The 12,560-nt window shown below is 69.5% G+C and carries 9 protein-coding genes; 7 read left to right on the top strand and 2 right to left on the bottom strand.

Translation table 11 applies throughout. The features are described from left to right. Positions 1-1,339: alpha/beta fold hydrolase (locus H5J31_RS20115; protein WP_181774145.1), on the top strand; the 1,339-nt coding region annotated here is incomplete at its 5' end. A 475-nt stretch (positions 1,340-1,814) separates the two neighbouring features. Here the strand turns inward: H5J31_RS20115 and speB are convergent. Together speB and H5J31_RS20105 are read right to left on the bottom strand one after the other, a co-directional pair. After that, a complete protein-coding gene (gene speB, locus H5J31_RS20110) occupies positions 1,815-2,939 on the bottom strand; it encodes an agmatinase (protein ID WP_328701565.1) in 1,125 nt (374 codons plus the stop codon). Between the two features lie 39 nt (positions 2,940-2,978). Next, positions 2,979-3,209, bottom strand: coding sequence for a hypothetical protein (locus tag H5J31_RS20105; protein ID WP_181774144.1), 231 nt, complete (start codon positions 3,207-3,209; stop codon positions 2,979-2,981). Positions 3,210-3,392: 183 nt separating this feature from the next. Between H5J31_RS20105 and H5J31_RS20100 the strand changes: the two genes are divergently transcribed. The 6 genes from H5J31_RS20100 to H5J31_RS20075 all read left to right on the top strand — a co-directional run bounded on the left by H5J31_RS20100 (position 3,393) and on the right by H5J31_RS20075 (position 12,213). Next, a complete protein-coding gene (locus H5J31_RS20100; protein ID WP_181774143.1) occupies positions 3,393-4,403 on the top strand; it encodes an ATP-binding cassette domain-containing protein in 1,011 nt (336 codons plus the stop codon). Further along, the gene (locus H5J31_RS20095) at positions 4,400-5,206 is read left to right on the top strand and encodes an ABC transporter permease (protein ID WP_181774142.1); all 807 of its coding nucleotides are present in this window, start codon (positions 4,400-4,402) and stop codon (positions 5,204-5,206) included. The genes H5J31_RS20100 and H5J31_RS20095 overlap by 4 nt, the downstream gene beginning before the upstream one ends. A 364-nt stretch (positions 5,207-5,570) precedes the next feature. Then, positions 5,571-7,229, top strand: coding sequence for a flavin monoamine oxidase family protein (locus H5J31_RS20090; protein ID WP_181774141.1), 1,659 nt, complete (start codon positions 5,571-5,573; stop codon positions 7,227-7,229). A 91-nt stretch (positions 7,230-7,320) separates the two neighbouring features. After that, the gene (locus H5J31_RS20085; RefSeq protein ID WP_236005293.1) at positions 7,321-8,487 is read left to right on the top strand and encodes a sensor histidine kinase; all 1,167 of its coding nucleotides are present in this window, start codon (positions 7,321-7,323) and stop codon (positions 8,485-8,487) included. A gap of 122 nt (positions 8,488-8,609) precedes the next feature. Beyond that, positions 8,610-9,248 (top strand): response regulator, encoded by a 639-nt coding sequence (locus H5J31_RS20080; RefSeq protein WP_181774139.1) that lies wholly within the window; start codon positions 8,610-8,612, stop codon positions 9,246-9,248. 4 nt (positions 9,249-9,252) lie between these two features. Continuing rightward, positions 9,253-12,213, top strand: coding sequence for an AAA family ATPase (locus tag H5J31_RS20075; protein WP_181774138.1), 2,961 nt, complete (start codon positions 9,253-9,255; stop codon positions 12,211-12,213). Positions 12,214-12,560: the final 347 nt, after the last annotated feature.

Raw genomic sequence — 12,560 nt, 5'->3', positions numbered from 1 at the left:
GCCGTTCAGGGCCGCGATGCTACGGCGCGGGGTCCGCCCGATGGCGCCCGAGCTCGCCGTCCGGGCACTGGCCCAGGCACTCGACCGCGGCGAAACCACGCTGACGGTGACCGATATGGACTGGTCGGTGTTCTCCCCGGTGTTCACCGCCACCAGGCCGAGCCCGCTGCTGGCCGAACTGACGGAAGCCGGTGCCGTGGCCGAAGAGCCCGTCGAGTCCGAGGCGGGCATCGCCGCGGGGCTCGGGGCGCTGCCCGCCGGCGAGCGGCTGTCCTTTGTGGTCGATCAGGTGCGGGCCGTCGTGGCCGCGGTGCTGGGCCACCCGGACGCGACCGCGGTCGAACCCGGCGCTCGCCTGCTGGAGGCCGGATTCGACTCGCTCACGGCGGTGGATCTGGCCAAGCGGCTCACCGCGGGGATCGGGCGCCCGGTGCGCTCGACCGCGGTGTTCGAGTTCGGCACCCCGGTCGAACTGGCCCGGCACCTGCTCACCCTGGTGGGAGAGCGGGCCGAGGCGGCCCCGGCACGGCCCGCCGGCACGCTCAGCGCACTCTACGAGCGGGCGGGCGAACTGGGCCGGATCGACGAGTTCATCGCGCTGTTGAACACCGCCGGCACCTTCCTGCCGACGTTCGACTGCGCGAAGGACCTGCCGTCGCCCCCGGAGGCGGTGCGGCTCGCGGAGGGGCCGGCACCGACGCGGCTCGTCTGCGTGCCGCCGTTCGTCGGCAAGACCGGCCCCCAGCAGTACTCCCGGTTCGCCGCCGAGCTCCGCGACGAGCGAGACCTGTTCGTGTTGCCGCTGCTGGGTTTCCTCACCGGGGAGCCACTGCCCGCCGACGCGGACGCGTTGCTCGACGTGCACCACGCGGCCATCGCGGCGCAGGTCGGCGAGGGTCCGTTCGTCCTGATCGGCTACTCGTCCGGCGGCGTCATCGCCCATGCGCTGGCACGACGGCTGGAGAACGAGGGCATCCGCCCGGCGGCGGTGATCCTGCTGGACACCTACTCCCAGCTGGACCTCGCGACCGTCGGGGACTCGATCGCCGACACCTGGCAGGGCCTGATCGACCGGGACCGCACCGCAGACGACGCTTGGGGCGAGGCCTGGCTGACCGCGATGGGCCGCTACTTCAACCTGGCGTGGACCCCGGAGCCGATCTCGGCGCCCACCCTGCTCGTGCGTGCCGAGCCGCTCGGCGCGGGCGGGCGGGCCACCTGGCCGCTGCCGCATTCCACAATGGACATTCCGGGGAACCACTTCGGGATCATGGAGACCGGCGCGGCGGATACCGCACGCGCCGTCAGCGACTGGGTCGTCGCGGAACTCGAAAGCTGATACCGCGTTTTCCGCTGGGAATGACTAAGGAGGGCAACCGGAAGGTCGCCCTCCTTAGTCATTCGCCGCGCAGAGGCTTCGTCACCCCGGGGCCCGAGATCTTCTCGACTGGCGACAAAGGACTCAAGACCCGCTCCGGTGGACCCGTTTGAGAACTTCGCGCGGGGGCGTGAGCGCTGCGAGGGGTTGTTCGCGGGAACCTGAAGGCCCCCTTGAGGACGTTCACCGTCTCAAAGGGGGCCTTCAGGACACCCGTGCACCCACCGGGAATGACAAAGGAGGGCAACCGGAAGGTCGCCCTCCTTTGTCATTCGGAGAACCGGAGCGGACCGGGGGAGGTCTGCCCCGGTCCACAGACCCGCGTCCGGCGGGATAACCGGGCTGGGGGGTATCCGGGAACCCCACCGGACGCGGGCGTCGCGCAGGCCGTGCCGGACGTCCGGCACGGCCTGCGCGGTCCCCGGGGATCCGCTCGTCAGCCCTTGAGGGCGAAGGGGATCTCACCCGAGGTGACCGGGTGTAGATAGTTGCGGGAACCGATGCCCGTCTTGCGCATGGCCAGCCCGCTGATCGACTCCAGGATCACCCGGCGGGCGAGCATCGCGGTGATGTAGCCGGGGTCGAGATGCGGTGCCACCTCCACCACGTCCAGCCCGACCACCGGCATCTCATGGCACAGCCTGCGGAACGTGGTGAGGATTTCGCGGCTGGTCAGGCCGCCGGGCTCCGGTGTTCCGGTGCCGGGGGCGTACGCCGGGTCCACCACGTCGATGTCCAGCGAGACGTAGACGACCTCGGCGTGTTCGGTGGCCTCGCCGATCACCTTGTCCACCACGGCGGGCAGGCCGATCCGCTCGATTTCGGCCATGAAGTGGGTGTGGATGCCCTGTTTACGCATCCAGTTGAACAGCTGGTTGTCCGGAGACCCCGGCGTGCGGATGCCTGCCTGCACGATGTTGCGCCCGGGGATGCCCAGCTCGTTGACCAGCCGCCAGATGGTGGTGGCGTGGGTCTTCTCGTGCCCGTAGATCTCTTCGTGGCAGTCGGGATGCGCGTCGAAGTGCACCACGGCCAGTTTCTCTTTGCCGTACTTCTCGGCCAGTGCGCGGACACTGGGCACCATGACCGAGTGGTCACCGCCCATGATCACCGGCACCGCGCCCGCCGCGACCACCTCGCCGACGACCTGGCCCACCGTGCGCTCGGTGTTCTCGATGCTCCACAAGTCCACCGCGGCGTCCCCGTAGTCCACCACCGTCAGCTCGCTGAACGGTTTCACCCGAGTGCTGGCGTTGATCAGCTCGGCGGTGTTGTTGAACAGGTATCGCTCGTCCGAACGCAGCGCCCGCGGGCCGAACGCGGCACCGCGGTGCCCGGTGGAGGTGTCCACCGGGGCACCGAGCACCGCCACGTCCACCTTCCCGGCCACCAGGTCTTCCGGTGTCAGGCAGATCGGCAAGCTCATGAACGTCGGTATGCCCACGTACGCGGGCTGGTTGTCGTTGCGGTGCAGGCTGATCGGACCGGACGTGCGCGGCGGCGCCGAGTTCGGATCGACCGGGTACGGCCAGCCACTGCTCTTCGATGACGGCAATTCCACTACTTAACCCCTCCCCGGGTATTCGAGTGTCTGCGCAGGTCAGTTGTCCTTGTTCTTGCGCATGTACTTCTCCTTCTCCTTGAGCAGGTACTTGCCGCCTGCCAGGAGGCCACCGACCACGATCAGCGCGATGCTGATCGGGATCTCGTACCCGTTCAGCGCCTCGATGTGGTTGACCAGGAACCAGCTCTTGCCGCTGTCGGTCTGCAGGTTGTTGATCAGGCCGCCGATCCCCTGGACGACGAACAGGATTCCGATCAATTCGAACATCATGTGCTCCTCGGTGCTGCCGTCGGCACTCGGCCGACGACGGTGAATTCCTTGAGGAAACGATAGAACGGCACGGCCGTCGGCAAATCCTTCGAGAGTACCGACAGGCTCATCACTTCGGAGGAGTTTCGCCGCTAGATCGGATCTCGCGGCCGAGACCGCCCGATCTTGCGCCTTCAGGGTATGACGGCAAGTACGGCGGAGAAGAACAGAACCCCCGGTGGACGCCGGGACTGTCCGGCGATCGAAACCACCGGGCTGACGAAGAGTTTCGGCGCCCACCGGGCGCTGGACGGGCTGGACCTGACGGTGCCGCCCGGCATCGTCTACGGGGTGCTCGGGCCCAACGGCGCGGGCAAGACGACCGCGGTGAAGGTGCTGGCCACCCTGTTGCGCCCGGGCGGCGGTACGGCCCGTGTCTTCGGGCACGACGTGGCCGCCGAACCGGACGCCGTGCGCGCCAGGATCAGCCTCACCGGCCAGTACGCGTCGGTGGACGACGTGCTCACCGGGGAGGAGAACCTGGTGATGCTGGCCAGGTTGCTCGGCCACGGCAAGGCGGCGGCACGGCGGCGGGCCGGGCGTCTGCTCGCGGCCTTCGGGCTCGACGAAGCCGCCGGCCGGCAGGTCAAGACCTATTCCGGTGGGATGCGCCGCCGGCTCGACATCGCGGCCAGCATCATCCGCACCCCCGACCTCCTGGTGCTCGACGAACCCACCACCGGGCTCGACCCGCGCAGCCGGGTCCAGGTCTGGGACATCGTCCGGACGATCGTCGGGCAGGGCACGACGGTGCTGCTGACCACGCAGTACCTGGAGGAGGCCGACCGGCTGGCCGCGCGGATCGCGGTGATCGACCGCGGCCGCGTGGTGGCCGAAGGCACGCCGGGTGAACTCAAGGCCTCCGCCGGCGCCGGCACTGTCCACCTGCGACTGTGCGATCCCGCCGATCGCCACACCGCCGAGTCGGTGCTCTCGCGTGTGCTGTCCGCCCGCGTCGAGTCCGACCCCGATCCGCTGGTCCTCACCGCGCTGGTGGCGGTCGCGGGAGCGGAGAAACAGGCTTCCGCGGTCCTCGCCGAACTCGACGACGCCGGGGTCCGGGTGGACAGTTTCACCTTGGGCAGGCCCAGCCTCGACCAGGTCTTCCTCGCCCTCACCGAGCGCACCGCGGGACAGGAGACGGGCGAATGACCGAGTCCACGCTGGAATCCGTGCTCTCCGAAGGCGACGCCCCGGCCCGGCCCAGTGCCTGGTCGGCTTCGCTCACCTTCGGCTGGCGGTCGATGCTCAAGCTCAAGCACATTCCCGAGCAGATCTTCGACGTGACCGCGTTCCCGGTGCTGATGACGCTGATGTTCACCTACCTGTTCGGCGGCGCGCTGGCCGGGTCCACAGCGGACTATCTGCAGTTCCTGCTGCCGGGGGTGCTGGTCACCAGCGTCGTGATGATCACCATGTACACCGGCACCGGGGTGAACGGCGACATCAAGGACGGGGTGTTCGACCGGATCAGGACCCTGCCGGTGTGGCGGCCCGCGGCGCTGGTCGGCGCGCTGCTCGGCGACGCCGTGCGGTATTCGGCGGCTTCGGTGACCATCCTGCTGCTGGGCCTGGTGATGGGGTTCCGCCCGGCGGGCCTGCTCGGGGTGCTCGGCTCGATCGCTCTGCTGCTGCTGTTCTCCTTCGCGTTTTCCTGGATCTGGACCATGTTCGGGCTCCTGCTGCGCTCGGAGAAGTCGGTGATGAGCGTGAGCATGATGGTGGTCATGCCCGGCACGTTCCTGAGCAACGTCTACGTGGAGCCGGACACCATGCCGGGCGCGTTGCGGGCCGTGGTGAACGCGAACCCGATCACGCACGTGGTCTCCGCCGTGCGCGGCCTGATGGCCGGGCAGTTCCCCGGTGGCTGGATTCTGTCCACAGTGGCCTTCTCCGCCGTCATCACCTTGGTTTTCGGCACGATCAGCATGCGGTTGTACAACCGTCGCGAATGACGCGGGTCACGCGCTTGGCCGACCACTCACCGCCGCCCTGGCCTGCCTGCGGTCCGTGAAGGCCTCCTTCACTACCTTGAGGGTAGGTAAGGAGGCCTTCACGGACCGGACCTGTCAAAACAGCAGCCCGAGGCCAGTAGGTACTGAGACTCCCTTGGCGCTAAGCCGAATCGCCACTCGTGACCGATGAGGTCGACTACCTTTCGGCGGGCCCCTATCCACCCCTGAACGTGCGGTGCCGGGGTGGCAGGGGTTGTTCGTCCGGAAGGCGCGGAAATACTGTCGGAATTCGCGGGCCGAGGGGGAATCGGAGACCGACCGTCCCGCGAATTCCCAGTGAACTCCGTCGAGAGGTTGCCGACCGATGTCTCTGGCCACCCCTGACGTGCCGACCATGCTGGTCCCGGACTTCCCGTTCGGCTACGACGAATGGCTGCGCCATCCGTCCGGGCTGGGCTCGCTGCCGCCGCATCGCCACGGCACTCCGGTCGCGGTGATCGGCGGCGGTATGTCCGGTATCACCGCCGCGTACGAACTGATGCGTCTCGGCCTGCGTCCGCACGTCTACGAGGCCGAGCAACTCGGCGGCCGGATGCGTTCGGTGCCCTTTCCCGACCACCCCGGGTATTTCGCGGAAATGGGCGCGATGCGATTCCCGGTTTCGGCCGCGTCGCTGTTCCACTACATCGACAAGCTCGGGTTGCCCACCGCGCCGTTCCCGAACCCGCTCGCGCCGCAGACCCCCGCCACCTTGATCAATCTGCACGGCGGGCGTCAGTGGGCGGGCTCCGCCGAGGACCTGCCCTCCGAGTACCAGGAGGTCAGCGACGCCTGGGCGAAGGCGCTGCAGGAACGTGCCGCGCTGGCGACCATGCAGGACGCGATCGCCCGGCGTGACGTCCCGCTGATCAAGGCGCTGTGGGACCGGTTGGTGCGGGAGTTCGACGACCTGTCGTTCTACGGCTTCCTGGCCAGCACCCCGGCGTTCCAGTCGTTCCGGCACCGGGAGCTGTTCGGCCAGGTCGGCTTCGGGACCGGCGGATGGGACACGGACTTCCCCAACTCCGTCATCGAGATCCTCCGGGTGGTCTACACCAAGGCCGACGAGGACCAGGTGAGCATTCTCGACGGCGCCCAGCAGGTGCCTCGCGGACTGTGGGCGCATCACGCCGAGCGGCTCGCGCATTGGCCGGAAGGCACCTCGCTGGCGGGGTTGCACGACGGCGGCACCCCCTATCCCGCGGTGACCCGCCTCGCCCGTGACGGCGACGGCTTCCAGGTCGAGGACGCGACGGGTGCCGTGCGGAAGTACCCGGCCGTGGTCTTCAGCCCGCATGTGTGGACGCTGCTCAACCGGATCGACACCGACCCCGGCCTGCTGCCCGAAGAGCACTGGGTCGCCGTGGAGCGCACGCACTACATGGGCGCGTCCAAGCTGTTCGTGCTGACCGACCGGCCGTTCTGGCGTGACGTCGACCCGGCTACCGGCCGGGAGACCATGGGCATGACGCTGACCGACCGGATGCCCCGCGGGGTCTACCTGTTCGACCGCGGGCCGGACGAGCCCGGCGTGATGTGCCTGTCCTACACCTGGAACGACGACTCGCTGAAGTTCGCCACGCTGTCCGCCGAGGAGCGGCTGGACCTGTTGCTGGGCAAACTCGCGGCGATCTACCCCGGAGTGGACATCCGCTCGCATATCGTCGGCCCGCCGCTGGCGATCACCTGGGAGACCGAGCCGCGCTTCATGGGCGCGTTCAAGTCCAACCTGCCCGGCCACTACCGCTACCAGCGACGGCTGTTCACCCACTTCCTGCAACGGGACCTGGCGCCGGAACACCGCGGGCTGTTCCTGTGCGGTGACGACATCTCCTGGACCGCGGGGTTCGCCGAGGGCGCGGTCACCACGGCGCTCAACGCGGTGTGGGGCGTGCTGAACCACCTCGGTGGCCGTACCCCGCCCGGCAACCCCGGCCCCGGCGACGTCTTCGACCGGATCTCGCCCGTGGATCTGGGCCCGTGACAGGAATCCCCGGCCGGTGCCACCGCTCATCACTTAGGAGGATGTGTGGCCTATGAGCGTGTGTTCTCATGGTCTGGTGTCTTCGGTCGTCATGGCGGCTTTCCACCGTCTCCCCAGAAAACGCCAGGATCAGCTGATCGTCCTGGGGTACTTCTGTGGTGGCACGGTGTTGTACTGCACGGGTATCTACCCCGTGCTCGATCAGGGTTCCGCGCCGATCTGGTTGCGCATCGCGGTGCTGGCGGTGATGTGCGCTTTCCAGCTGCTCCGCCGCCGCGCGCCCGTGATCGGCCTGTGCCTGGCCATGATCCCGTTGACCGGGGACGTCGTACTGGGCACGTCCGCACCGATCCTGATCGCGCTGGGCGATCACCTCTACTGCGCGGTGCTCTACAGCTCGCAGCGGGTCGGCCGAGTGGTGACCACCCTCGCCGTACTGGGCACTTTGGTGGGAACAGCCGTGGCATTGACACTGGTTCCGAACTGGCGGCTGGCCATCTTCGTCGTGGTCGCCTGCGCGCCGTTCATCGTGATTCCGGTGTGGTGGGCGGCGAACATCCGCCAGCATCGGATCATGGCCGAGTCCGAACGGGCGGTTTCGGCGCAGCTGGCCAGGATCGCCGATCTGGACCGCAAGGCGGACGTGGTGGCCGAGCGGGCGCGGATGGCCAGGGATCTGCACGACGTGGTGGCCGGGCATCTGTCCGCCATCGCCATCCAGTCCGAGGCCGCACTGTCCATCAAGGACCCGGACAGTGCCCGCAAGGTACTGACCCTGGTGCGGGAGAACAGCGTCAGCGCGCTGACGGAGATGCGCTCCATCATCACGCTGCTGCGCGCCGACGGCAGCGGCGTCGACGAGAGCACCTCGCCGCCCCGGCTCAACGAACTGTCGAAGCTGGTCGAATCGGCCAGGGCGGCGGGCATGCGGGTGGACGTCCACAACACGCTGAGCCATTCCGCCGTACCCCTGCCGGCCGCGGTGGACCTGGCCGCGTACCGCATCGCGCAGGAGGCGCTGACCAACGCCATCAAGCACGCGCCGGGGGCTCGGGCCTCGGTGGCCATCCAGCACAGCGAGGGCACGCTCACCCTGGAGGTGAGCAACGAACTGGCCGGGCAGGCCCGCCGCGGCAGCGGTGTCGGGCTGCTGAGCATGCGCGAGCGCGCGATCGCGATCGGTGGTTCGTTCAGCGCCGGCCCCGTGCCGCGCGGCTGGATGGTCCGTGCCGTGCTGCCGGTAGGCGACCCGGCCTAGGCCGGGTCCGGCGAGTCAAGTTCGCGGCCGAGCGGATTCACCGGCCATGGGCTGGTGACCGTGGGTCGCGGACTGGTAGATTTTTTCGACTCAGAGGCGTAGCTCGCAGAAAAGGTGCACCGGTGACCATTCGTGTGCTCGTCGCGGACGATTACGGCGCCATCCGGGCCGGACTCGCGATGATCCTCAACGACGCCGACGGCATCGAGGTGGTCGGTGAGGCGGCGGACGGCGCCGCGGCGATCGCCCAGGCCAAGGCGCTCAACCCCGACGTGGTGCTGATGGATCTGCGCATGCCGGGGATCGACGGCATCACCGCCACCCGGCGCATCGTCGAGGAGGGGCTGGCCCAGGTCCTCGTGCTCACCACCTTCGACCTCGACGAGGACGTCTACAACGCGCTGCGTGCCGGTGCAGGTGGGTACCTGCTGAAGTCGGTGGACGCCCCCAAACTGGTGGACGCCGTGCGGGTGGTGGCCACCGGTGAGGGCGTGCTGTCGCCGAAGATCGCCCGCAAGCTGATCTCGACCTTCGCGTCCATCGCGCCGCCGGTCCCGTCGCCCGCCGTGAATCTGGAGGAACTCACCGAGCGTGAGCGTGAGGTGTTCGACTGCCTTGGCGAGGGGCTGTCCAACGCGCAGATCGCCGGCCGCCTCTACATCGCCGAGACCACGGTGAAGACGCACGTGTCCAAGGTGCTCGGCAAGCTGGGGCTCAAGTCGCGCGTGCAGGCGGCGATCGTCGCCCAAGAGCCCACCTGAGGTCATGGACTCGAACCTGATCGGGCGTGCCGGGCCCACCGGGCTGCTGCGCGCCGCGATCGCGAGCGACCGTGGCGCCTTGTTCCTGGTCACCGGCGAGGCGGGGATCGGCAAGACCACGCTGCTCGCGGCCGCGGTCGCCGAGGCGGCGGAGTCCGGTGCCCTGGTGGCCGCCGTTTCCTGCTGGCGGCCGGACCCGGCTGACGGCCACTGGCCGTGGCAGCGCGTACTCCAGGCGCTGCCAGGGCCCCCGGCCGAGGTGGGGGACGACCCCGGCGTGCTGGTGAGCCGGATCGCCACGCTCGCCCATGATCGGCCGCTGCTGCTCGTGCTGGACGATCTCGAGCATGCCGGCCCCGACGCTTTGCGTGTTCTGGAGTTCGTGGCCCGGCACGCGGCCTTCGACCGGGTGGTGCTGCTGGCCGCCTGCCGCGACCCCGAGCCGGGCTCCGCGCTGGCACCGTTGATCGCCAGGGCGAGGGTCCTCCCACTGACCGGCTTGAGCCGGGAGGACGTGGGCGAGTTGATGACCCGGCTCACCGGCGAGCCGCCGGACGCCTGCCAGGTGGCCGCCCTGCACCGGCGAACCGGCGGCAATCCGGCCTTCGTCGAGCAGGCGATCCGGTTCCGGCAGAGCACCGGGTCGGCCACGGCGGTCGCCCCGGGGATCGCGGAGACCGTGCGTGCCCGCCTGGCGAGCCTGCCGCCGCCAGTGGTCCGGACGCTGTCCGCGGCGGCGGTGCTCGGCCTGGAGTTCCAGTCCGAGCTGCTGCCGGCGATGACCGGTGACCCGGCGCTCCGGATCGGGAGACTGCTGGACACGGCGATCGAGGCACGGTTGCTGGTGAGCGGCCAGGAGGGCCAGTTCTCCTTCGTGCACGGGGTCGTCAGGGAGACGCTGTGCGAACAGCTCGGTGAGGACGAGATCGGCAGGCTGCACCTGGCGGCGGTCGAGGCCTACGCACGGGTGCCCGGCTGGGCGGGGGGCAGGTTTTCCGGCGAACTGGCGCACCACGTCTACCACGCGGGAGCGCGGCTGGACCGAGCGCGCGCCTTGAGGTACCTGCTGTCAGCCGCCCGGGACCCCGGCCGCAAGCTCGCGTCGGAGGAACGGGTGCGGCACTACCGGCGGGCGCTCGAACTGGTCGACGATCAGCGCGCGCGAGTGAAGATCACGCTGGACCTCGCGCACGAACTCCAGCTGGCCGGCGAGCAGGGCTCGGCGTGGCCGGTGTTCCAGGAAGCCGCCACGCTGGCCAGGAAGCTGGACGATCCCGAGCTGATGGCCAGGGCCGCGCTCATGTTGTACCGCGGCCCTGGCGCGGACGAGGCGCTGCTCGCGGAGGCACACGGCAGGTTGTTCGGTGAACTTCCGGGGCAGCCGGCGGCCGCGGTGCTGGCGAACGGGATCGCCGAGCAGATCACCGGTCTCGCCCGGCGGGAGGGTGACGACGAGGCACTGGGGTTCGGCCTTTCGGCGCAGCACGACCTTCTGTGGGGGCCGGGCACCGCGCTCGAACGGGAACGGCTGGCCGAGGAGCTGACGGTGACCGCCCGCCGGACCGCCGACGTCGAAATGGAGCAGTACGCGACCGACCTCCGCTGGGTCGCGTTGCTGGAGCTCGGAGACCCTCGTTACGCGGACTATCTCGACAGGTTCGTGGCACTGGCCGCGAGCTCCGGCGGGCCGGAGGCCGGCGCGGTGGCGCTGGCCGACCGCAGCATCGCCGCCACCCTCGCCGGCCACTTCGCCGAGGCCGAAGAGCTGCTCGACGCGGTGAGCGGCCAGCACGCCGCGTTCATGGGCCACCACCTGCGCTGGGCGCTTCTGCTGCAGCAGGGCCGGTTCGGCGAGCTAGCGCGGCTGCACGAGTCCCTCGGCAGGCAGGACTACCCGTTCCCGCGTCTGATCGAAGCCATCACGGCGGTCGAGGCCGGGGACCACGACTCCGCGCTGCGTTTCCTCGCCGAAGTGCCCGCGGGACCCGAGCCGTTCCCTCGTATGGTGATGCCGTTGTGGCTGCGGTTCCTGGCGCAGGTCGCGGCCGCGACGAAGGACCCGGCGTTGGGTGAAAGGGCGCGAGCCGGGCTCCGGCCGTTCCGCGAGCTGTGGCTGGTTTCGTTGCACGGCGGCGATGTCAGCGGCCCCGTGGCACTGTGGCTGGCGGCGTTGGACGCCGCGGGTGGCGACTGGAACGCCGCGATCGCCGGGTTCGGGGAGGCTCGCCATCAGGCGGACCTGCTTTCCGCGTTGCCGTGGTCCCTCGAAGCCAGGGCAGGATTGGCGAACGCCCTGATGTCGAGAAGGTCGGAAGGCGATCTCGACGCCGGCCTGACCCTGTTGGACGAGGTCGAAGCCGAAGCGGCCCGTATCGGTATGCACGGCCTGGTCGAGCGCGCCCGGCGGATCCGCGCGGCCGGCCGCGGGCCGGACGCGGAGTTTCGCCACACCGGCGAGGTCTGGCAGCTGGGTTACGCGGGCCGCACCATCCACATGCCCGCCACCAAGGGGCTGCGAGACCTGCACACCCTGCTCGGCGCGCCCGGGACAGCCGTGCCCGCCACGGTTCTGCTCTCCGGTGGCGCGATGCCGGGGCTGGTGCTCGGCGCGGACGAGATCCTCGACGAGACGGCCAAGTCGAGGTACAAGGTCCGGCTGGCCGAGCTCGACGCGCTCATCGACCAGGCGACCGAGCTGGGGGAGGTCCTCCGCGCGGCCGAAGCCGACAAGGAACGCGACGCCTTGCTGGGCCAATTGCGCGCGGCCGCCGGGCTCACCGGTCGCCCCCGGCGGCTGGGTGATGAAGCCGAGCGCGCTCGCAAGACCGTCACCGCCCGCATCCGCGACACGCTGCGCAAACTCGACGACCGTCATCCCGAGCTGGCCTCGCATCTGCGCGAAACCGTCACCACCGGCTCGACCTGCACCTATCGGGCCGACCGCCCTGTCCGCTGGCTTCGGTGAAGTGGGCAGATGTCGTGAGTGACAAGGGTCGTCCTTCGGCGGCCGGCGGCCTGATCGATCGAGCTGGATGAGTCGCCGATATCGAACCCGGGGTACGGCTGGGCGAACGTGGCATGTCGGATCGCGCGTCCATGAAGGCCTCCTTCACTACCCTCAAGGTAGGCAAGGAGGCCTTCACCACCCAGCCGAGGACCTCCATGATGACGATCGAGACCCACCCAAGATCAACTCAAGCCACGTGGCATTGCGTTCCAACCCTCCTCATCACTCACGACCGGCGATCCCCGCATTTCACGGTGCGGGCCGAACTCCGGCATACCGTCTCGGTGGGACGCGGCGCGTTTCCG

Source organism: Amycolatopsis pittospori, from assembly GCF_013870525.1.
GTDB lineage: Bacteria > Actinomycetota > Actinomycetes > Mycobacteriales > Pseudonocardiaceae > Amycolatopsis > Amycolatopsis pittospori.
The sequence above is the reverse complement of the archived record's forward strand: the minus strand, read 5'-3'. Positions and strand labels throughout refer to the sequence as shown.

What these genes read in the sequence shown, in the direction of transcription:
- H5J31_RS20090 (WP_181774141.1), top strand. Translation starts at nt 5,571, where the DNA reads ATGTCTCTGGCCACCCCTGACGTGCCGACCATGCTGGTCCCGGACTTC.
- H5J31_RS20085 (WP_236005293.1), top strand. Translation starts at nt 7,321, where the DNA reads ATGGCGGCTTTCCACCGTCTCCCCAGAAAACGCCAGGATCAGCTGATC.
- H5J31_RS20105 (WP_181774144.1), bottom strand. Translation starts at nt 3,209, where the DNA reads ATGTTCGAATTGATCGGAATCCTGTTCGTCGTCCAGGGGATCGGCGGC.
- H5J31_RS20075 (WP_181774138.1), top strand. Translation starts at nt 9,253, where the DNA reads ATGGACTCGAACCTGATCGGGCGTGCCGGGCCCACCGGGCTGCTGCGC.
- H5J31_RS20100 (WP_181774143.1), top strand. Translation starts at nt 3,393, where the DNA reads ATGACGGCAAGTACGGCGGAGAAGAACAGAACCCCCGGTGGACGCCGG.
- H5J31_RS20095 (WP_181774142.1), top strand. Translation starts at nt 4,400, where the DNA reads ATGACCGAGTCCACGCTGGAATCCGTGCTCTCCGAAGGCGACGCCCCG.